We start from the raw sequence: 22,587 nt of genomic DNA on the forward strand, positions 1-22,587 counted from the left end.
TGGCAGCATGACCAGCGGGAAGCTCTTGCGGATCCTGATCGCATGCGCAGCGCTTGCAGCATTCAGTGGCGTGGCAAGCGCGCAGCAGGACGGCTCCGGCCAGGGCGTCAAGCAGGATGCGAAGGCCGCGGGCCATGACATCGGCAACGGCGCCCGCGACGTTGGGCACGCGACCAAGGGTGCGGCTATCTCGGTGGGGCATGGTGCGAAGGAGGCTGGCCATGGCATCGCGCATGGTGCGCGCGAGGGCTGGGACGCCACCAAGCACGCGGTCAAACAGGTGTTCGGCAAGAGCGATTGACGGACGACGCTGTTGCGGGGAGAACCGTCTCGCGCGTCCCACAATCTGACGACCAACGAATTGCGCCCGCCAACCGACGCGGGCTCCTGCAGCTACGGAAAACCCATGAGTGAACCGACCGATACCCTGCCCATCGACGAGAACAAGCTGATCGCCGAACGTCGCGAGAAACTGAAAGCGTTGCGCGTGCAGGGCGTGGCCTTCCCGAATGACTTCAAGGTCGATGCCTTTACCGGCGATCTGCAGGCCGAGTTCGCGGATGTCGAGCGCTGGACCGCCGAGGCCATCGAGGGCGTTGCCCGCCGCGTGAAGGTCGCCGGTCGCATCATGCTCAAGCGCGACCAGGGCAAGGTCGCCTTCGTGCAGATGCAAGACTTCAGCGGCCGCATCCAGTTGTTCATCCACCAGGGCACGGTGGGCGAGGACACCTTCAAGGCATTCAAGGGCTGGGACCTGGGCGACATCGTGGGCGCCGAGGGCGTACTGATGCGCACCAAGACCGGCGAGCTGTCGGTGAAGGTGGATGTGTTGCGCTTGTTGACCAAGAGCCTGCGTCCCTTGCCCGACAAGCGCCACGGCCTGGCTGACGTGGAGCAGCGCTATCGCCAGCGCTATGTCGACCTGATCGTTACCGAAGAGGCGCGCCGCACCTTTGCGCAGCGCTCCAAGATCATCGGCTTTATCCGCAAGTGGCTCGAGGCCGAGCCGCGCCGCTTCATGGAAGTGGAGACGCCGATGATGCACGTGATTCCGGGCGGCGCCACCGCCCGTCCGTTCGTCACCCACCACAACGCCTTGGACATGGATCTGTACCTGCGCGTGGCACCGGAGCTGTACCTCAAGCGCCTGGTGGTCGGCGGCTTCGATCGCGTGTACGAGATCAACCGCAACTTCCGCAACGAGGGCGTGTCCACGCGGCACAACCCCGAATTCACCATGCTGGAGCTGTACCAGGCCTACGCCACCCATACCGAGATCATGGATATCACCGAAGAGGTGATCCGCGAGTCGGCCAAGGCGGTGATCGGCACCACCAAGCTCACCTGGGACGGCGTTGAGATCGACGTCGGCCCGGCCTTCCGTCGCTGGAGCATGGAAGACGCGGTGCTGGAACTGAATCCGGAAATTCGCCGCGAAGAACTGCGCGACCGTGATGCGCTGACGGCCCACTGCAAGCGCCTCGGCATTTCGCTCAAGGGTGAGTTCGGCTGGGGTCGCTTGTTGCTCGAGATCTTCGAGAAGACGGTGGAGCACACCCTGATCCAGCCGACCTTTATTACCGATCATCCGGTGGAGGTCTCGCCGCTGGCCCGCGAAAGCGATACCAAGCCGGGCATCACCGACCGCTTCGAGCTGTTCGTCAACGCCAAGGAGCTGGCCAACGGCTTCTCCGAGTTGAACGACCCGGAAGATCAGGCCGCGCGCTTCCAGGCTCAGGTGGATGCCAAGGCCTCCGGCGACGACGAGGCCATGCACTTCGATGCGGACTACATCCGTGCGCTGGAAGTGGGCCTGCCGCCGACCGGCGGCCTCGGCATCGGCATCGACCGCCTGGTCATGCTGCTGACCAACGCATCGTCGATCCGCGACGTGTTGCTGTTCCCCTATATGCGTCCTGAGGCCTAATTCATGTGGTTTGCCATCATTGGCACGGATGTGCCTGATTCTCTTGAGAAACGTAAGTCGGCTCGACCGGCTCACGTTGCCCGTCTTCAGCAGCTGCTGGACGAGGGGCGCTTGCTGGTTGCGGGTCCGTTTCCGGCCATTGATGCGCCGGATCCGGGTCCGGCCGGCTTTACCGGCAGCCTGATTCTGGCGGACTTCCCGTCGCAGGCCGAAGCGGAAGCCTGGGCCAAGGTCGATCCCTATGTGGACGCCGGCGTTTACGCCAGCGTCAGCGTCAAGCCGTTTCTCCAGGCGCTGCCGCGGGCATGAACGCGCCGATGGTCGAGCAGATCCGCGAACGCCTGCAGCAGGCGCTCGCTCCCGTGGCCTTGGAAGTGCTGGACGAGGGGTACAAGCACGCGGGTCATGCCAACGCGGGCAAAGGGCACTACCACGTGCGTATCGTCAGCGCGGCCTTTGCCGGACAGCTGTCGATCAAGCGCCATCGGTTGGTCTATGCGGCGCTCGAAGGCCTGATGGACAACGGTATCCATGCCTTGTCGATCGAGGCCAAGGCGCCTGGGGAGTAGCCCCTGCCACTCGCACCTCACCGTCATTCCAGCGAAAGCTGGAATCCAGTGCCTTTGGCGCTCTGACGTATAAGCAAAGTCACTGGATCCCAGCTTTCGCTGGGATGACGGTTGAGGCGTTGCAAGTAAGTCGTTTAATAACATTGATATAGCCATCAATGTTAAAGTGAAACATCCCGCCGAAACGCATTGCGACTACGGCCTGCGTTTGGCACAGTGACCCATCGCCCGAAAGCCTCGGGCATCTCTCCTAGCGTTGATGCCCGAATGCGCCTGACCACGATCAAACTCGCCGGTTTCAAGTCCTTTGTGGACCCGACCACGCTGCACCTGCCGACCAATATGACGGGTGTGGTGGGGCCTAATGGCTGCGGCAAATCCAATATCATCGACGCCATCCGCTGGGTGATGGGCGAAAGCGCGGCCAGTCGCCTGCGCGGCGACTCGCTCACCGACGTGATCTTCTCCGGCTCCAATGCGCGCAAGCCGGTGGGCCAGGCCACGGTCGAGCTGATCTTCGACAACGCCGACGGCACCATCCAGGGCGAATACGGCCAGTACGCCGAGATCTCGGTGAAGCGCCAGGTCACCCGCGACGGCCAGTCGGCCTACTTCCTCAATGGCGCGCGCTGCCGTCGTCGTGACATCACGGATTTGTTCCTGGGCACCGGCCTGGGTCCGCGCAGCTATTCGATCATCGAGCAGGGCATGATCAGCCAGATCGTCGAGGCCGCGCCCGACGAGCTGCGCATGCATCTGGAAGAGGCGGCAGGTATCTCCAAGTACAAGGAGCGCCGCAAGGAAACCGAGAGCCGCATCAAGGCCACCCGCGAGAACCTCGACCGCGTGCGCGACGTGCGCGACGAAGTGGACAAGCAGCTCGAACACCTCAATCGGCAGGCCCGTGCCGCCGAGCGCTGGAAAGCCCTGAAGGACGAGCAGACGCGCAAGGAAGCCGAACTGCGTGCGCTCGAATACCGCGGGCTCAAGGGCCAGCACGACGGCGAAGGCGCCGGCCTGTCCGCCGCCGAAATCGAGATCGAGCGCCAGCTGGCCGGCCAGCGCCATGTCGAGGCGCAGCTGGAAAGCGTGCGCGAGCGCCACAGCGGTGCCTCCGAGCATCTGAATGTAGTGCAGGCCGAGGTTTATAAGGTCGGCGCCGAGATCGCCAGAGTCGAACAGCAGGTGCGCTACAGCCGCGAGACCGCCGATCGCCTGCTGCGGTCGCAGGGCGAGACCGAGCGCGAGCACGCCGAACTGGCCGAGCACATCGCCAACGACCGCACCCAGGTCGAAACGCTGCGCATGGCGCTGGCCGAGGGCGAGCCGCGGCTGGAAGCCCTGCAGCAGATGCAGGACGACACCGCCGATTCGCTGCGCGACACCGAAACCAAGCTGGCCGACTGGCAGCAGCGCTGGGACTCGCATACGCGTACCGCGGGCGAGTCCAGCCGTGCCGCCGAAGTGGAGCGCACCAAGCTCAATTATCTCGACCGCCAGGCGGTCGACCTGTCGCGTCGGCGCGAGGCGCTGGAAACCGAGCAAAAGGCCACCGACGTGGCCGCGCTCGATGCCGCTGCCGAGCAGCTACAGGTCGAGCACGAAACCCAGCACGAGCGGGTGGAGTCGTTGGGCAGCCTGCTCGACCAGTACAAGACCGGCTACGAGAAAGTGCTGGACGAAGAGCGCCAGGTGCAGTCCTCGCTCAACGAAGCTCGCCAGCAGTTGCAATCCGCCCGCGGCCGTCAGTCGTCGCTGGAAGCCTTGCAGCACGCCGCGCTGGGCCAGGAAGAAAGCGCTGCCAGTGGCTGGTTGGCCCGCCTGGGCCTGGACAAGTCGCGGCGCCTGGGCGAATCGCTACAGGTCGAAGCCGGCTGGGAAACCGCCGTCGAAACCGCCTTGGCGGGATTCCTCGACAGTGTGCTGGTGGACGAATCGCATACGCTGGCGTCCGAGTTCGGTTCGCTGGAAAACGCCGACGTCGCGTTGGTCAATGCCACTGAAGGTGGCGCCCATACCGCCGGCACCTTAGCCGCACATGTGCGTGGTCCGGCTGCCGCGGTGTCCATCCTCAGCCATGTGCTGACCGCCGACTCGATCGAGCATGCGCATGAGCGCGTGGCCCAGCTTTCCGCCTTGGCCCCGTACCAGTCGGTGATGACGCGCAACGGCGAATGGCTGGGTCCTGGCTGGGCGCGCGTACGCCGGGCGCAGGGCAATCAGGTCGGCGTGCTGGCACGCGAACGCGAGATGCGTACCCTGGCCGAGCAGATCATGGTGCTGGAAGAGCGTATCGAAGAAGCAACCAGCACGCTCGACGACCTGCGCACGCGCAAGTTCGAGGCCGAGCGCGCCCGCGACGACGCCCAGCGCGAGCTATACAACGCGCACCGCCGCCAGTCCGAGCTGGCCGGCCAGCTGCAAAGCCATCGCGGCAAGATGGAAACGGCGCGTGCGCGCGCCGAGAAGGTGGCCGGCGAACTGTCGGACTTGCTCAGCCAGCTCGACGAGTTGCAGACGCAGACCCGCGATGCCCGTGCGCGCCTGGACGAATCGGTCGGCCACATGGGCGACCTGGAAGACCAGCGCCGCGAGCTGGAAAACGAACGCCGCGCCTTGCTCGAGTCGCGCGAAGAAGCGCGCATGAACGCCCGCGAGGCGGCCGACCAGTCGCATGCGCTGGCGCTGGCGATGGAGTCCAAGCGTTCCTCGCTAGCCTCGCTGGAACAGGCGCTGTCGCGCATGGACACGCAGCTGCGCCAGATCGAGGCGCGCCGCGCCGAGATCGCCCAACAGCTCGCCGCAGGCTCCGACCCCATCGCCGAGCTGGAGGCCGAGCGCCAGACCTATCTCGATCAGCGTCTCTTGGTCGACAAGCAGTTGGTCGAGGCTCGCCGCGCCCTGGAAGACTGCGATGCCGAGTTCCGCCGGCTGGAGCAGGAGCGCCACCGTATCGAACAGGGCCTCAACGGCTTGCGTGAGAACCTTTCGCAGAAGCGCCTTGCCGCGCAAGCCCTGCAGTTGCGAGCCGAGCAGCTGGCCGAAGCGATCACGGCTTCCGGCCTGGAGCTCGAGCCGCTGCTGGCCGAGCTTGCCGAAGATGCCGACGCCAGCCAGTGGCGCACCCAGCTGGTCGAGATCGGCCAGAAGATCGTACGCCTGGAGCCGGTGAACCTCGCCGCGATCCAAGAGCACGCCGAGCAGAGCGAGCGCAAGACGTATCTCGACAACCAGCTCGCCGATCTGGTGAGCGCCATGGAAACGCTGGAGGCGGCGATCAAGAAGATCGATCGCGAAACGCGCCAGCGCTTCAAGGAAACCTTCGACCGCGTGAATGCCGGCGTGCAGGAGCTGTTCCCGCGCCTGTTCGGCGGCGGCCACGCCTATCTCGAACTCACTGGCGACGACTTGCTCGATACTGGCGTGGCGATCATGGCGCGTCCGCCGGGCAAGCGCGTGTCCAATATCACCTTGCTGTCCGGCGGCGAAAAGGCCTTGACCGCGGTATCGCTGGTGTTCGCCATTTTCGGCCTGAACCCCGCGCCGTTCTGCCTGCTCGACGAGGTGGATGCTCCGCTCGACGAGGCCAACGTAGGCCGCTTCTCCAGCTTGGTGAGGGAGATGAGCGAAAAGGTGCAGTTCATCTTTGTCAGCCATAACAAGGCCACTATGGAGGCGGCCACGCAGCTGTGCGGCGTGACCATGCGCGAAGCCGGCGTGTCACGCCTGGTGCAGGTGGATCTTGCCGAAGCGGCTAAACTTGTGGGTGCTGCTTGAGGAGTTCGATCATGACCGTACAACCCGTGCTTGCGTTCGCCTGGAATCCCGCCGTCGGCATTCCGTTGCTGATCGTCGGCCTGATCGTGCTCGCGCTGATCTGGTTGTTCGGTCAGCCGAAGAAGGAGCAGGGCAGGCGGCGTCTCGTGCCCGGCCAGTCCGGCGAGCGACGCGAGCCGACGTTCGGTGCGGAGGGCGAGTCGCTCGACGAGCCGTCGTTCAGCGCACGCGACGACTTCCACCTGGATCCACTGGACGCGCGCCAACCACACCAGGGCGAGCTGGACATGGGACTGCGCGAGGAGCTGGAACGGCTTGGCGCGACCCTGGCCGGGGGCAGGGACCGCATCGAGCCCGCACCGCTGACCAAACCGAGCGGCATTGCCGCATCGATCGTCGACGCGCTGCGCGCGCCGCCGGAACAGTTCGAGCATAGCCTTGCTGCAGCGACATCCGCTGAAGCCGTGTCGCCGCCGCGCGCCGCGGCTGCCGAGCCGGTGCCGGCTCCGGCCGCACCGCGCGTACCACCACGCTCGGATCTTGGCCGCCGCCCGGAGCGTTTGCCGGTGGAGCGCATCGTCACCTTGTTCGTGGTCGCGCGCGAAGGCAGCGTGTTCAACGGCGCCGATTTGATCGTGGCGGCCGAGAAGGCGGGCCTCGAGTTCGGCGACATGGGCATTTATCACCGTCTGGTGGACGGCAAGCGCGAGCTGGGGCCGATCTTCAGCGTGGCGAACATGCTCAAGCCGGGCAATTTCGACCTGACCCGGCTGGATGCCTTGCTCACGCCCGGCCTCAGCTTCTTCATGACCTTGCCGGCACCGATTCCCGCGCTGGATGCCTGGGACACCATGCTGCCGACCGCCCAGCGACTAGCCGAGCTCCTGGATGGCCAAGTGCTGGATGAGGAGCGCAACGCGCTCGGTCGCCAGCGCGTCGCGCATATCCGTGACGAACTACGCGGCTGGGATCGCGACCACGAAGGCAAGGAAATCACCTTCGGTCGCTGAGAATCCCCCAACGGGCTACCTTTGTGTATATGTGTAGGAGCGCACCCTGTGCGCGATCCAGCGTGACGAGGTACTGAGTTCATCGCCTTGTAGGCTTTCACTCGGGCCATCCCTGGCCCTCGCCCTGCGGGCAGCTTACGCTGTGCAAACCGGCAGTCCTGCCGGTTTGTCGCGCACAGGGTGCGCTCCTGCAAGGGGAGGCGGTCACCCAAAGGGGGAAGGCATGGGCTGGAAATCGCTGCGTCAGCTTGCGTGGCTGGGACTGTTCGCGCTCGTCGCATGCACGCGCTCCGACCTGCGTCCCGACTATCCGCGTCTTCCCAGCCAGATGCTGCCGGCGCCGGCCGATGCGCCGCTTGCTGCCTACGCGACGCGCCTCACCGCGAAGCACAACAGCGAATCCGGGGTGCGCCTGATCAGCGATGCCAGCGAAGCGCTGTTGGCGCGCATTGCCCTGGCCGATCGCGCCGAACACTCGATCGATCTGCAGTACTACGCCTTCCACAGCGACGCGACGGGTGAGTTGCTGGCCGACCATCTGCTAGCGGCGGCTGATCGTGGCGTACGCGTGCGAGTATTGCTCGACGACCTGCACGTGGCTGGCAACGACAAAGTGTTGCGGGCACTGGATGGTCACCCGCACATCGAAATTCGCCTGTTTAATCCCTTTCTCGAACGCAAGTCGTCGCTATGGAGCATGGGCAAGCAGTTCGCCGGCGATTTCTCCCGACTCAATCGCCGCATGCACAACAAGGCGTTTATCGCCGACAGCTCGATGGCCATCGTGGGTGGCCGCAATATCGGTGACGAGTATTTCGACGCCAGCGGCAACGTCAACTTCCGCGATCTCGACGTGCTGGTGGTCGGCCCGGTCGTCCCGCAGATCGGCACCGCCTTCGACGCCTATTGGAATAGCCCCCTGTCGTTTCCCGTTGGCGCGTTTCATCACAAGGCGTTGAACCCTGCCGAAGCGGCGAACATCCGGGAAGACATAAAGGCCAACGCACGCCTTTTCAGCCAGAGCAACTATGCGCAGAACCTGGTCACCCGTGCAGGTGACCTCACGCGCGAAGTACCTGCCACCGACTGGGCCTGGGGGCCAACCAGCTATCTGGCGGATGATCCCGAGAAGGCGAACCCCACGACGGGCAACGAAGGCCTGAACATCGTGCCGGCGATCAAGGCCTGGACGGATTCGGCGCAGCACCAGCTCACCCTCATCAATCCTTATTTCCTGCCCGGCAAGCGAGGTATCACGTATCTGCAGACCTTGCGCGATCGCGGCGTGGAGGTCCACGTACTGACCAATTCGCTGGCCTCGACCGACGCGGGCGATGTCTATAACGCGTATGCCTCGTACCGGCCGCCTTTGTTGAAGATGGGCGTGAGCCTTTATGAGCTGAAGCCGGACGCCGGGAGTGGCCATGGCGGCAGTCATTTCTTTGGCTCCAGTGCGGGATCCAACAGCCTGCATGCCAAAGCGATCGTGGTGGATGACTCGCACGCGTTCGTCGGATCGATGAACCTCGACCCACGCTCCTTCGACCTCAACACGGAAGATGGCGTGATCATCGATTCACCTGTGCTGGCCAAGGCCTTGCTCGCCATCTTCGCGGACGCCACCAAGCCGACACGCAGTTATAGCGTTCTGCTGGATTCGTCGACAGGCCGCGTCTACTGGGCGGCGCAGCAACCCGATGGCCAACTGATCCGCTATGACCACGCCCCAGAAACGACTTGGTGGCGACGTTTCAAGGTGGGATTGGGCGACCTGTTGCCGATCGAGCACCTGCTTTAGAACCTGTTCGCCGTTGCCGCGGGATCGGAGGCTCCACCCTTACTCGTCAGCTGACGTCGGTTCGCTTTTCGACACTGGTGAGGAACGGCAGCCATGACCAGAAGTCTCCGGGCAGGCTTGCGCCAAGGGGCGCGAATCGGCCTACCAGCTGTATTTAAGGCCTAACCGTGCGGTCACCGCGTTGTAGTGACGCTCACCGGCCTGGACGCCGATGTCGCCACTCAGCAACCAATACTTGCCCAGGCTCCCGATCGCGCCGACCTTCACCTCGCCAAACGAGCGTGGTGCGCCGCCGGGTACCAGATCGTTATTCAAGCTCAACTGACCGCCACGCTGGTTGTACCAGTAGTTCGCCTCCAGATAGGGCCGGAACATATGCTGCTTGTTCTGCGCATAGTCTCCATACAAGCGCGCGCCTACGCGTGCCACCACGCCGCTGGCCTGGCCGAAGCGCACTTGCGTGCCGCCTGCTTCGGTATGGTTGTCCGCCGAGTAGCCGACGTAGGCCACTTGCAGCTGCGGTTCCAGGTACAGCTTTGTCGCGCTGTTTTGACGCAGCAGGAAGCCGTAGCCCGTCTCGACCGAGGCGGTGAAGCCATCGGCGTCGTAGCGCTCCTGCGGCAAGCCACTGCCGTTCACCTTGTTGGTCGACCACTGGTACTGACCCCAGGTGTCCACGTAGGCGCCCCCCAGACCACGGTCCCTCTGATACCAGGTGCCATAGACGCCCGCGGCGTAACCATCGACGGAGCCAGTGGCACTGCCACCCGGGAGACCGTCGATCGTCGTCTGCCGGCTGATCGCCTCAGTCGACAAATGGCCCCAACTACCCATCACGCCGGCATACACGGTGCCCTGGCCGACGCTGCCGCGCCACAGGTCCGACCCCAGCTGCACGAGCGCGGTGTCGGCCGAGGTCGACAAGGCGTTTTCTGCCGCTCGACCATTCCTGGCACCACCCACGACGCGACCCCAGCTCCCGGACCCGTCCGTGCCGCCGACACTGCCGTCGGGCTGAGCGTAACCCTCGCGATCGCGCAGGGTCATCATGAACATCAGCCGCGCCGACTCGTTGTTGGCCAGGTACACGCCGGCCTCCGGCCGCACCAGCGGCTGTTCCGGAGTGCTGGATTGCGTGGTCAGATACCAGCTGTTGGCGTCGCCGCTATGGCCGCCGCGCGCCAGGCTGTAGTCGTACGCACCTACCGCCAAGGTCTGCGTGCTCGTGCTGTAGCCGCTCGACTGAGGGCTGAGCCTGAAGGCGTCAGTCGTCGTGGTCGCGCCGTTGGTCGCCACGACCAGCGGGATACCGATCGTGGTCTGCGCACCGGTACCGCCGTGGTTGTGCACCAGCAGGCTGGTGGTGCCACTGGCCGAACCGCCGTTGAGGATGAGCTGATCGGTCTTGGAGCTATCGTCACCCAATACGGTGTACAGACCGATGGTGCCGCCTTGGCCGATCAAGTTGGTCAGGGTGAGCGTGCGCCCGACGGCGGCGGCCGAGGCAGGTGCCACAAAGTTCGCCTGGCCGGCCAGGGTCAAGGTGTCGACGGTCGAGTTGCCGGTGAGGTTCCAGGTGCTGGCCGCATCGATGCTCACGTTGGTCGGGTCGATGGTGCCGGTGAGCGTGGCGCCATGCAGCAGCGACAACCGCGTGCCGCTTTGTCCCACGACATCGCTGGTGAGTTGCGCGCCGCCCGCACTGCCATCCAACACCAGGGTACCGCCATTGATTTGCGTCTGCCCGGTGTAGCCAGTCTGGCCGGACAAGGTCAGGGAACCTGCGCCGGCCTTGACCAGGCCACCGTTGCTGGTATCGATAACACCGGCAAAGGTGGTATCTGCGCTATTGGTGACGGTGAGTTGCTTGCCGACCAAGAGCAGCTGACTGCCACTGACGCCGGATAGATTCTGCACGCCCGCGCCCGCGCCACTCACTGCCCCGATCGATAGTGTGGCGCCGCTCTGGGTCAGGCTCGTCGATGCGCTCATGGAGAGATCGGCGACCCCACTCAAGGCCAGTGTGCCGCCCTCAATGTTGGTGCTGCCGGTGTAGGTTGTGCTGCCGCCCAGGGTCAGGGTGCCCGCACCCGTCTTGACGAGCGCGCCACCGGCAGCGGTGCCATCCGTGATCGCGCCGGCGTACACGGTGTCGTCCGCGGTTGTGGCGTTGTTGGCAGTCAGGGTGGCGCCGTTGAGCAAGATCTCGCCGCCGCCGGTGAGATCATGAGCGAGCTGGTTGTTGCCATTGAGGTCGAGCGTGCCGCTATTGACGACGATACTCGAGCTGTTGGCAAAGGTATTGGCGATGTCGGTTTGCAGCGTGCCGCCGTTGACCGTGGTCGAGCCGGTATATGTGTTGGCGGCCGACAGTACAAGCAAACCATCGCCGTTCTTGATCAGACTTTGGCCGTCCCAACCGCTGGCGAACGGACCGTTCTGGTTGCTCAGGGGGACGTCGACGTTGAAGGCTGTATTCGCATTCACGGTAAAGGTGCCGGTGCCTTGCGCCGCGCCGCCCTGGGTCCAGGCCAGCCGGAAGCCCAGGTTGTAGTCCAAACCATTGGCGGAAATAAACCCCTGGTGCAACAGGTAGTCCGGGCTCGAAGGCTGCAGCGGGTTGTTGACGAAGTTGCCCGTAATGCCACCCGTGGTGCGCAGCATCGTATAGATCTGGCCGTTGATGATATTGCTGGCCTTGACCGGTGCCGGATCGTCACTGAAGCCGTTGATGACCAGGCTGCCGCCCAGGACCGCGCTTTGTGCCGCGATGTCCGGCGATGCCCCCAGGGTGGCGTCGAGCGTCGAGCCCGCGACCTGGGTGAACACGCCGCCGATGTGCAAGGTGGAGTCGAGTTGGCCGATATTGGTGGTAGCGCCCGCGAGCGTGGTGTAGTCACCCGTGGTGCTGAAGGCGCCTGTTTGCAGGTATTGCAAGGTGCCTTGCTGCACCGTCACGCTGCCTTGGCTAGAACCGGTGCCGTCCAGGGTCAGCATCCCGCCGCCTTGTTTGCTCAGGCTGCCGGCCCCCGACAACACGCCGCTATAGGTGACATCGTCGCTGCGGTTGAAGATCAATGCACCCTGATTGGCGATGTCGCTGACCACGCTGCCGCTGGTGCCGCCATCGCCGATCTGCAGACTGCCAGCGCTGATCCTGGTGAGCTGGGCAAATATGCTGGAGCCGGTCAGTGTCAGCTGGCCTGTTCCGGTCTTGACCAGGCTTCCGCCGCCGGTGCTACCGTCGCCGATGACGCCGGCAAACGTCGTGTTGTCGGCCATGGTGGCGTTGTCGGCCGTGAGCGTGGCGCCGTTGAGCAGGATCGTGCCGCCGCTGCCGGCGAGACGATTCGCGAGCTGGTTTTGGCCATCCAAATCGAGCGTGCCGCCATTAACCACGACATTCGAGCTGTCGGCAAACGTGTTGGCGATGCCGGTTTGCAATGTGCCGGCATTGATGGTCGTCGTACCCCTATAGGTATTGGCGCCCGAGAGCACAAGCAAGCCATCGCCATTCTTGATCAAGCTTTGGCCGTCCCAGCCACTGGCGAACGGACCCGTCTGGTTACCCAGGGCGATATCCACATTGAACGCGGTCCCAGCTCCCAACGTGAAGGTGCCGGTGCCCTGGGCTGCGCCGCCCTGGGTCCAGGCCAGCCGGAAGCCCAAGTTGTAATCCAGGCCATTGGCCGAGACATAGCCGTCGTGCAGCAGGTAGTCCAGGCCGGTGGGCGCCAGGGGATTGTTGATGAAGCTGCCGCTGATGCCACCGGTAGTGTGGATGACCGTATAGGCATGGCTGGTCGCGGCGCTGGCCGTGACTGGGGTGGGGCCGTCGGCAAAGCCGTTGATGGTGAGCTGGCCATCCAGATGCGCGCTGGCCGCGGTGATGTCCGGCGAGGCGCCTACGGTGACGCTGAGGTTGGCGCCGCTGGCCTGGGTGAACGCGCCGCCGATGTTGAGGGTTGCATTGGCCAGCCCGACATCGGTGGTCGCGCCGGCCTGCGTGGTGACATTGCCGGTGGTCGTGAAAGCGCCGGCCTGCTGGAAGGACAGCGTGCCGCCGCTCACATCCACGCTGCCCAGACTGGAACCCAAACCGGTGAGCGTCAGCGTACCGACGCCGGTCTTGGTGAGCGTGCCGACGCCCTGGATGGGCACGCCGAGCGTGGGACTGAAGCCGGCCGTATCGATGGTGCCCCCGCCCGCGACGACATCGATTGGGTTCGTCACGCTGAGCGTGGTCGCGGCGCCGTATCGCAGGATGCCGGCATCGAGCGTGAAGCTGGTCAGCGCGGAAGGGCCGCTCATGATCCAGGCCGAGCCGCTGGCCAAGTTGAGCTGGGACGTGTTGCCGGTCGTCGTCTGCACCGCTCCGGTGAGCGTGGACCCGTTGCTTGCTGCAAGGCTGACCGTGCTGCTGCTGGTGCCGGTATTGGTCAGAAGCGTGCCGTTGCCGCGAATGATGGTGTTCATTGCGGTGATGTTGGTGGTGCCCATGTTGATGGCGAGCGCGGCCGCCTGCGTGCTGGCAAGCGCGCTGTCGCTAAAGCTTGCCGTAGTGGTACCGCTCGTGGTCAGCAGCGCATTGGACGATGCCCCGCTGACGTTTACGCTGGAGCCGTTCACGGTCAGCGCGCCGCTATTGGCCAGCAAGATGCCGGGCGCCCCCGTGCCACTCGTGACGACGCTGCTGTTGGCGGATACGGTCATGCTGGAGCCGGCGCCGCTGATGAAGAGGCCGGCGCCGTTGTTGCCCGAGGTGCTTATGGCCGACGTCGTCAGTGTCGCCTTGGCCGTCGAGTCAGCCTTGACGCCGTACGTGCCGGTGCCGCCGACCGAGACGGTGGAATTGGTCAGCGATACCGAGCTTCCCGTGCCGGTGGCCCAAGCGCCGGAGGAGATATAGCCAACGCTGCTGCCTGCACTGGGAACGGACACGCTGCTGCCAGCGGTCAAACTGATCACGCCACCGTTCGTGGCGTACGCGCCGGTTTGATTGTCGCGGTTATTGCCGGTGACCAACGACACGCCGTTCCCTGTCGCGATCGAATTGGCGCCACTGACGTACAGGGCATAAACCCCGGTGGTGTTGTTGGGCGATTGGGCATTGGGCAGGCTGACGACGGTACCGGTCATATAGGCCTTCCCTCCGCCGGCCACGTAGACCGCCTGCGCGCCGGCGTTGGCTCCCGTCATCGTGACGCTGCCCCCGGTAAGAGTCAGGGTGGCGGAGTTGGCGACACTCGCTGCGAGGGCACCCGTAGCCTGGATATTGGTGGCGGTCAGCTGCGAGCTGTTGTTGGAGTTATAGATGCTCGATGCCGATTGCAGCGTTCCGCCATTCAAGCTGACCGAGGCCCCCGATAGTGCATAGGCGCCGCCCACAAAGGCACCCGTCCCTGTGATGGCCACGTTCGACAAGTTGATGGTGGCGCCGGTACCGATCGCTTCGAGCGCTGCACTGCCCTGGTTGGAGCTATTGCGCGTGGCGTTGAGGGTGACGCCGTCGCCGGTGACCGAGCCGCCGTTCTGGACCAGCAAGGCATAGACTTGATCGAGGCTGGCGGCGGCAGTAATCGAGTCATTGATCGTGACGTTGGACAGATTCGCATGACTGCCCGTGTCATCGACTTCAAGGCCTGCCACCGCACTACCCGTGCCGATGGTGGTGCGTGTCGAGGTGGTGGTCACGGTCGTATTGGTAAGCGAGAGGCCGCCGCTGGCTCGCACCAGCACGGCAGCGGTTGGGTTTCCCGCGACATTGGCGACGTTGAGATTGACGCTGCCGCCGGTCAGCGAGATCAGGCTGTTGACGCCCGTCGAGTACACGGCGTTCAGGGCGTTGGTGCTCGTCAGGTTGAAGACAGGTGTCGACGTTCCGCCCAGCGTGATGACGCCGCCGGCCTGGGCGACGGCGGCCTGTGAATTAGCGGATTGGACGCTCAGGTTCGGAGTGTCGGCGGTGATCTGCCCGCCGGCATTCTGCGCCCAGAGTCCGTAGCCTGCCGTACCGGTTGCCGAGGTCGTGACCGAATAGGAAACGGGGTCGCTCAGCACCATCGGCACGCCGTTGGCGTTCACGGTGGTCGTTACCGTGGTCTGGGCGTGCGCGGGCGCCAGTCCGGTGACGCAAAGCCCGAAGGTGACGGCGCGCGCCATGGGTCCGAAGCGCCATTTTGCCACTCGTATCGATATGCACTTCACTCCATGGGCCCGGAAGTCATGCTTCTGAGGAGTTTCAGCGGCTGGGCTCGATGCTCTTTGGGACATCATGAACATCACTTCTTGCATAAGACGCGTAGACACGCGGTGACAACCCCTGTTTCTCTTTGACGGAACGACTTTGTGGAAGGGCAGGGCCATGGATACTTTCACGCCTCGTCGGTAGCTGCCATCGAGCGCTCGATGAATCCGTTTTTCATGGAGCGACCCGCGAAAGCACCGCTCATCCCACAAGGCGTCGAACACGTGGTCGACCGAGCCATGGCTATCGACTTGTTCGCCAGCCATCGGCGGCCGGCGTGTGGTTCGCCATCGCCGCCCGGCATACATGTGTGCTTGGGCGAGTTGTGCCTCGCTGCTAGATCACCAAGCCGCTGAGCATCGGCCATCTCTTTATCGCAAATCGAGACACTTGCTCAGGCCATCTCTAAAGGAATCTCCGATCTATTCGGTGTAATCGCGGCGGTCAATTGAGGCAGAGAACCAGGACTAATGCTGTGGCCAAGGCGGCTTCCACCATGATGGCCAGCCAGATCCCGGCGCCTGCAGCTCTCCTACTTCGTTCTAAGAAGCCAAGAATGGCAAGCAGCGTGCAAGACACGGCCATTCCTGCGCAGAGTGCGTGACGCAGCGTTTCGTCATGAGATTTCCCGGCTATGGCGAATGTGGCGCCGATTCCGAGGAACAAGGCCGCACCACGGCGCGCCACGATGATCGCTGAATCCGGATAGGCGATACCGAAGATATTCAAGATCAGCTTTGGCGCCCACATCCATCCCATGGCCAAAATGAGACAGATGCCAGCCGTGATAGGGGCGACGAATTGAAAGATACCTTCGGCAGTCATGGAGGGCTCCTCGCTTACCCTGATTTATCGCGATCGAGTCTACGCTCGGATTTGTGCGGCACAATCAGACGTGTCTGAAAGACGCCATTGGCCTTTCGAAGACATGCTTGACGCCTCCCTTCCGGTGGCGTGACCTCATGAAGCAGCGCTCGTTCGCGTCGTTGAGTTTTGAAGAAAAAAAGAAGCCGACACGCTGCGAGCGGTTCCCGGCTGAGATGGAGCGGGTCGTGAACTGGTCCCGTTGATCGAGCCGCACTACCCCGTGAAGGCCGGAGCGTTCGTCGACCGATAGCGTGCGCAGATCGCGTATCAGGACAGATGCATGCCGATCGCGAAAAGCGTAAGTTGACGGCGGGTTGGGGTGCATGCAGGGCTGTCGATGCGTGCGAAGTACAGCTTCTTCTGGTGACGAGGGCCGCATGCGCCGTCTCAATGCTTGTGACAAGTCAACCTTCGCGGCGTGCCTGCACGAATCTCGTTGCTTGCCTGCGCTGATCATGCGCGACGGGCGTATGTGGAAGCTACTTGGGCTGTGGGTGCTCTGCCAACTGATGTCCTCGTGCGGATCGCTGCCCCATCAAGGGGGGGCGTCGGCGGCGTCTACGCCGGACCCTTTGCTCGACGCAAGACGACTATGGCGCGAGCTGCCGCATCAGTCGAACCCGGAGTCGTCCGCGCGGATCGCCATGCATTGCGCCTCGGCCGCTTATCTGGTGCTGGGCAGTGCCGATACCGGCCGGCAACGCGAGGCCGAGGCAATCAGTAACAGCTGTAGCGGACTGCTGGTGGACTTTCTGCTTAGCCACCAGCCGTTGCGATGGACATCCGAAACGCTGAGCGTCGGTGAGGCGAAGCTCGTGGTCGAATTCCGTGGGATGTCGAGCAACCTGTCGGGAACGATGGCCCTGGTCCGCGCGGATACCGTGTTCATCCCTCCGGTGTTCGGCGCGCGTTATGCGACGCCGGGCCTGGGCATTTCGCTGGTGGCCATCCAGCCGCGTTGTACCGATCGCCCGGTTTGCCGCCTGCTGCCGCAGGAAGGCGTCAGTCGTCCCTTGACGGCATGGGTGGAGCAGGACGGCGACGGCTCGCCTCGTCTGGTCATGAGCGATCCCGTACTGCATCCGGATATCGTGGTGGTTGATCGCCATATCGCGCTCGCCAGTGACGTCACGGCGCCCTTGGTCGCGTTGTACGACAAATCGCGACTTGATCGATTGGCCGTGTGGGATCTGCTCGGGGGTACCGAGCTGACGGCTCACGAAGGACTCTACTTGCTGGAGGACTACGATCCGAACAAGACGCCCATCATCATGCTGCATGGCCTGGGGCGCAGTCCGCTGATCTGGGCCCGGCTGACCAATATGATCTTTGGCTCACCGGAGTTGCATGCGCGCTACCAGATCTGGCACGTGGTGTATCCGACCAGCACGCCGATACTGCTCGATCGCCTTCGCGTGCAGCAATTTCTCGACATGGGGTGGCGCATGCTGGACCCGTCGGGCACATCGCCGGCGAGACAGGACATCGTGCTGATCGGGCACAGCCTGGGGGGCGTGGTATCGCGCCTGCTCACTGCCAATAGCGGCGAGGTGGTCTGGAATGCGGTGTTCGACGAACCGGTTACCACGCTTAGCGGCAAGCCTGCCGATATCGTCACGGTGAACGATATCTTCCACTTCACCGCCTATCCCGGTGTGGGTCGGGCCATTTTCCTGGCGGCTCCGCACAAAGGTAGTCCAGTGGCCGACCAGTTCATTGGCCATCTTGCCCAGCATCTGCTCCGGGTGAGCGCGCCCGAGTTGGATTCGCTTACCCGGGTCACCAAGGCCAATCGCAGCCATGAGTCGGTGGTGTTGGCGGCGGACTATCAAAAGGAAGGCCTGAGCAGTATCAGCACGCTGCGCTCGGAGCAGCCGGTGAGCCATGCCTCGCAGGCGCTCATGCCCGTTGCGAGCGTTCGCTATTACACGTTCGCCGGCAAGCTCCCCGGTGCGCGGCCGCCCGGCGATGGTTTCGTGCCGCTCGACAGCGCGATTCTGCCCGGCGCCACGTCTACCACCATCGTCAAGGACGGACATCAGCTGTATCTCAATGACAAGGTGCTGACGAAGATTCTGGAGATTCTTCGTCAGCCCTGACATGACTCGGGCTAAGGCATCACCCGAAAGGGCTGATGCGCGCATCGGACGAATGCAGCGGCAAGGTGGCCTACGTCGGCAGCTTCTCCAAGACAATCTTTCCCGAGTTGCGCACGGGCTACGTGATACCGCCCGAAGCGCTCGCCGCCGACTTCCTCAAGGCCAAGCAGGTCAACGACTGGCACGGCGACAGCCTGACCCAGGCCGCGCTGGCGCGTTTCATGCTCGACGGCGATTTCGGCAAGCATGTGCGGCGCGTGCACCGTTACTACGCAGAGCGCCGAGAGGCCTTGCTCGGGCACTTGGCGGGAGCGATGTCGCCCTGGCTGGAACCCATCGGGCCGGTCGCTGGCATCCACCTTGCGGCCATGCTGCGCAAGGGACTAGGCGAGGATGTGGTGATCGCCAGGGCGCGGAAGGAGTCGATCGGGCTTTGTGGCATCTCAGGTTTTTATGCCGGTCGGCGGCCGAGGCAGGGACTCATGTTCGGCTATGGCGACATTTCGGTGGCTGCCATTCATGCGTCCATGTCCCAGCTCAAAACACTGCTGGCCAGTCTGTCGCGCTGAATCTGGAGCAAGGTAACGCGCTGCCACAACGCAACCAAGTTAACCAAAAGTCGTAACTGATCAGCCTAGAGAATTCACGCGAATTCAGCATAACCTTCAGCATGATCCAGTCGCATGAGCGGTATCGCCGTCATCGCCGGACGCAGCGTGTTTTTTGGCAGAACGGCGGGTGGCGCAGGGAGGGCAGGCTTGGTCATCGCGCTGATCCGATCGATCGGGGAGGCCGGGAGCGGCCGATGACACGGACGAGAGGCGTGTGGATGCGGGCATAAAGGAGCAAACGTATGCGCAAAGTTACCATCAGATTTCAGGACGTCGCCACGGAGCTTGCTCAGATCAACATCTTGCGGGATGAGGTCATGGAGCGTGCCTTCGGCGCGCTGGAAAAGCAGCATGCCTCGCTCGCCACCATGCTGGTGCAGAGCCTGCGCGACCGGGATCGCGCCGTGCGCTGGATGTGTCGGCACCAGCATGCGTTTGGTGGGCGCACGGCTTACGAGTTGCTGGCTGATGGCGAAGCGGACACGGTATGGGACGAAGTCGCCCTGGTGGGCGATGCGCCCGCCGTCGCACGTTTGAACGCGGTGCGCCTGGCGTATTGACCCGTGACGGAGCAGGGGGCGCGCCGGTGCCCAGGATGGTGCCGGTAGTGTCCACACGCTATGGGTGAGGCGCACAAACGGCATCAGGTGGCGCACGTTGTCATGAGAGAACAGGCGTTGCGGAACTGGCACGGATTTGGCTTAGAATCCTGGCCACGCCCATTTCGCAAGCATGCATCTTATGCCGCCTTCACTTGACGCTCGCAGTCCCAATTCCTGTATGTTCGAGGCGGGGCGAGCATTGTCCTTCGAACGGCCCCATTCCTTGCAAACAGGGTGGATGCAGCACGCGGAACGCAGGGCGGCTGAAGCCTTCATTGGCGTGCAACCATCCAATATGGTCGATCGTGCGCTGCGCAAGGCCGTCCCCGCGCAGATCGACTCCGCGCGCGCCACTGCATGAACATCGCTGCGTTGCACACTCAAGGCAGTGCCAAAGCAATTGTTGATGAACCCAGCGGTCGTCGGCCTCGAGGATGGTCGATATGCCGAGGTAAGCTTGTCTATGTCTGGCTTAGTCTGTTGCTGCTGACGCTGGGATTCTCGTTCCAGGGCACGCGTGGATTATGGAATACCGACGAAGGTCGGTATGTCGACAATGCTTTGCAGATGGTGGACTCGGGCGATTACTCGGTACCCGCCTACAGCGCCGATCATGAAAACTTCACCAAGCCACCGCTGACGCTCTGGGCCATCGCGGCCGCTGTCCGTGTGATGGGGCGCAACACGTGGGCCGTGCGCACCCCGTCCGCGCTGGCTTTCGTGCTGACCGCGTTGCTACTGTGCGCGATGGGCGCGCGCCTGCTGCCAGGCAAAGCCTGGCTACCGGGATTGGTTTACGGTTGCACGGTGGCGCCGTTCATCGCAGGCAACGTAGTGAGCACCGATGATCTGCTGGCGCTGTGCGTGGCGCTTGCGATGTGGGGGTTTGTCCAGGCGGCATTCGGCACCACCGAGGAGGATCGACGTCTTCCTGTGCTAGCGATGTGGCTGGGTTTCGGGCTGGCGTTCCTGGCCAAGGGGCCGCCCGGCCTGCTGCCACTGCTGGCCATTGTCGTTTTCATTGCCCGGCGCGATGGTATGCGCGGGTTGCGTCGCTTCTTTCCGTTGCTAGGGGTGGCGTTGTTCGTCGTAGTCGGGTTTGCTTGGTACGCCATCGTCATTCTGCGCTATCCACAGTTGCTGGATTACTTCCTGAAATATGAGGTGTTCGACCGGGTGTTCACCTCGGAACACGGTCGCAATCCGCAGTGGTACGGCTGGCTGGTGGCCTTCGGCCCGGTATTCGTGTTTGGGACGTTACCTTGGTGGCCCATGCTCGGGCCCGAATTGAAGGCTGCACTCTTACCGCGAAACTGGCGCTGCTGGTGGCACGAGGGGTCGCCAGCGCTTTTTCTGGCATTGTGGCTGGCACTTCCGTTACTTGTCTTGTGCATCGCGCGCTCCAGGCTGCCGGTGTATGCACTGCCGCTGTTTCAGCCGATGGCGTTGATGATCGCGCTGGCCTTGCGCGATCGGATCAATCTTGTCTCGTGGCGCCAGCGCTTGATGCTTGGCATGTGGGTTGTGCTGCTGCTCGCGATAAAGGGCGGCGTGGCGCTGTATGCACATCCTCTCAGGGACGACCGGGTATTCGCCCGGCAGCTCGCGTCCACGGTTGGCGAGAGGGATTACTCGGCCATAGCGTTCGTTGCGGCCGCCGACAACACGGTGACATCGGTAGAACATACTCCCTGGGGTATGCGCCTGTATCTGGACAAACCAGTCTATGACATCGCATGGCGAATCACGGGCTCGGCCCAGCAGATCTGCCGGCTGTCCGACCGACATCCATCGTTGTTGCTGGTCGTGGAAGGTTCCATAGACCGCGCCGTCATGCCAGCCGTGCTGGCGCAGTGTCCGCAACGCCAACAGGTGGAACTCGGTTCATTGTTGACGAAAAACGTGGTGCTGCTGCAGCGGGAAGCGGCGCCGGTGCCATGAGCACCTACCGAATGAAGCGCTTGTGGATCAAACGTGTCGATCTACTGGTGGGGCTAACGGTGCTTGGCTGGGTGCTGGTGGCGTGGATCGTGCTGGTGGGGTTGGATGCGGCCCTGCAGTTCATGCGTCAGCTTCGCTTTGTCGGGCAGAACGGTTTCACCGTGAGCAATGCAGCATTCTATGTTTTCGTCACCATCCCGCGCCGGATGTACGAGACGTATGCTTCCGCCGTCCTCATTGGCGGCTTGCTTGGGCTAGGCGGGCTGGCCTCTACAGGTGAGCTGACGGCTCTGCGTGCCGCCGGCATGTCCCGCGTGCGCATCGCCGTGTCGGCGGTAGGGGTGGTGGCGGTGCTGATCGTTGGTGTCGTCATCATGGGCGAGACCCTCGGTCCATGGGGCGACCAACTGGATCAGGAGATCCAGATGCGCTTGCGGACGGGAATCATGGACGTCGGCCAAAGCGGGATCTGGGCACGTGATGGTGATCGCATCATCAATGCCAGGCGAAGTGTCCTGCTCAGCAACGATGGTCATGCGCGGGTTCAACTGGTCAACGTCAAAGTATTCACCCTGACGCCGGACGGTGAGCTGAGCCGGTTCGATTACGCCGACACCGCCCAGCACATCGGCAATAGCTGGATACTCGGCCACGTGCGCAGCAGCATCATCGACGGCAGCGGTGTCCACAGCACCACCCTCGCCAGCAATCAATGGCAATCGCAGCTCGATCCAAACGTACTCGAAAAATCCATGATCGTGCCGCAGTACCTGTCGATGCGCGATCAATTGCGCAACATCCGCTATCTCGAACACAACCACGAAAATTCCATCGCCTATGCAACACCGTTTTGGGGGCGCGTGGTTTATCCCCTGAACGTGCTGGTGCTTATGTTGAGCGCGATGCCGTTTGCCTTCGGTACATTCCGTTCGGGCGGCACCGGCAGGCGCATTTTTTTTGGCCTGCTAATGGCGCTCATCTGGTACTTCGGCCAACAGGTCGTGGTGTCCTTCGGCGTGTTATACGGGTTGCCTCCGTTGCCTGCGAACTTGCTGCCGGTGACGCTGACGGCGATGCTCGCGTGGATTTATTTCCGGCGGCATGCTTGAGTTCTCCCGTCGAAGGCTTGACAGGGGGCG

The 22,587-nt window shown here is 63.4% G+C and carries 14 protein-coding genes and 1 pseudogene; 13 read left to right on the top strand and 2 right to left on the bottom strand.

The genetic code is table 11. From position 1 onward, the window contains the following. The first annotated feature begins 7 nt into the window (after positions 1–7). The 7 genes from ACT01B_RS09570 to ACT01B_RS09600 all read left to right on the top strand — a co-directional run bounded on the left by ACT01B_RS09570 (position 8) and on the right by ACT01B_RS09600 (position 9,081). Entirely contained in the window at positions 8–301 is a 294-nt protein-coding gene (locus tag ACT01B_RS09570; RefSeq protein WP_445147120.1) for a hypothetical protein, read from the top strand. 105 nt (positions 302–406) lie between these two features. Beyond that, positions 407–1,927, top strand: coding sequence for a lysine--tRNA ligase (gene lysS / locus ACT01B_RS09575; protein WP_445147121.1), 1,521 nt, complete (start codon positions 407–409; stop codon positions 1,925–1,927). A 3-nt stretch (positions 1,928–1,930) separates the two neighbouring features. Then, positions 1,931–2,236, top strand: coding sequence for a YciI family protein (locus ACT01B_RS09580; RefSeq protein WP_445147122.1), 306 nt, complete (start codon positions 1,931–1,933; stop codon positions 2,234–2,236). Further along, on the top strand, positions 2,233–2,496 hold the full coding sequence (locus tag ACT01B_RS09585; protein ID WP_445147123.1) for a BolA family protein: 264 nt from the start codon (positions 2,233–2,235) through the stop codon (positions 2,494–2,496). The genes ACT01B_RS09580 and ACT01B_RS09585 overlap by 4 nt, the downstream gene beginning before the upstream one ends. A gap of 267 nt (positions 2,497–2,763) precedes the next feature. Beyond that, the gene (gene smc / locus ACT01B_RS09590) at positions 2,764–6,273 is read left to right on the top strand and encodes a chromosome segregation protein SMC (RefSeq protein ID WP_445147124.1); all 3,510 of its coding nucleotides are present in this window, start codon (positions 2,764–2,766) and stop codon (positions 6,271–6,273) included. Positions 6,274–6,284: 11 nt separating this feature from the next. Then, positions 6,285–7,283 (top strand): cell division protein ZipA, encoded by a 999-nt coding sequence (zipA, locus tag ACT01B_RS09595; RefSeq protein ID WP_445147125.1) that lies wholly within the window; start codon positions 6,285–6,287, stop codon positions 7,281–7,283. Between the two features lie 223 nt (positions 7,284–7,506). Beyond that, positions 7,507–9,081 (top strand): phospholipase D family protein, encoded by a 1,575-nt coding sequence (locus ACT01B_RS09600; protein WP_445147126.1) that lies wholly within the window; start codon positions 7,507–7,509, stop codon positions 9,079–9,081. A 141-nt stretch (positions 9,082–9,222) separates the two neighbouring features. On the opposite strand, the gene ACT01B_RS09605 is transcribed toward ACT01B_RS09600, so the two are convergent. Both ACT01B_RS09605 and ACT01B_RS09610 read right to left on the bottom strand, forming a co-directional pair. After that, the gene (locus ACT01B_RS09605) at positions 9,223–15,243 is read right to left on the bottom strand and encodes an autotransporter outer membrane beta-barrel domain-containing protein (RefSeq protein WP_445147127.1); all 6,021 of its coding nucleotides are present in this window, start codon (positions 15,241–15,243) and stop codon (positions 9,223–9,225) included. 529 nt (positions 15,244–15,772) lie between these two features. Next, positions 15,773–16,153 (bottom strand): hypothetical protein, encoded by a 381-nt coding sequence (locus tag ACT01B_RS09610; protein ID WP_445147128.1) that lies wholly within the window; start codon positions 16,151–16,153, stop codon positions 15,773–15,775. A gap of 137 nt (positions 16,154–16,290) precedes the next feature. On the opposite strand from ACT01B_RS09610, the pseudogene ACT01B_RS09615 reads away from it, so the two are divergent. From ACT01B_RS09615 to lptG, 6 genes and pseudogenes are all read left to right on the top strand, one after another. Then, positions 16,291–16,389: pseudogene (locus ACT01B_RS09615) on the top strand (IS5/IS1182 family transposase); the annotation flags it as partial. Positions 16,390–16,839: 450 nt separating this feature from the next. Further along, entirely contained in the window at positions 16,840–18,294 is a 1,455-nt protein-coding gene (locus ACT01B_RS09620; protein WP_445147129.1) for an esterase/lipase family protein, read from the top strand. Positions 18,295–18,329: 35 nt separating this feature from the next. Next, on the top strand, positions 18,330–18,863 hold the full coding sequence (locus tag ACT01B_RS09625) for a hypothetical protein (RefSeq protein ID WP_445147130.1): 534 nt from the start codon (positions 18,330–18,332) through the stop codon (positions 18,861–18,863). A gap of 284 nt (positions 18,864–19,147) precedes the next feature. Then, positions 19,148–19,465 carry an antitoxin Xre/MbcA/ParS toxin-binding domain-containing protein gene (locus tag ACT01B_RS09630; RefSeq protein WP_445147131.1) on the top strand — a complete coding sequence of 106 codons (318 nt, stop codon included), beginning with the start codon at positions 19,148–19,150 and terminating at the stop codon, positions 19,463–19,465. Between the two features lie 399 nt (positions 19,466–19,864). Further along, positions 19,865–21,448: an ArnT family glycosyltransferase gene (locus ACT01B_RS09635; RefSeq protein WP_445147132.1), complete on the top strand. Its 1,584-nt coding sequence runs from the start codon at positions 19,865–19,867 to the stop codon at positions 21,446–21,448. Further along, positions 21,361–22,557 (top strand): LPS export ABC transporter permease LptG, encoded by a 1,197-nt coding sequence (gene lptG, locus ACT01B_RS09640; RefSeq protein ID WP_445147133.1) that lies wholly within the window; start codon positions 21,361–21,363, stop codon positions 22,555–22,557. Before ACT01B_RS09635 ends, lptG begins: the two co-directional genes overlap by 88 nt. Positions 22,558–22,587: the final 30 nt, after the last annotated feature.

It is taken from the genome of Dyella sp. Tek66A03, from assembly GCF_052567735.1.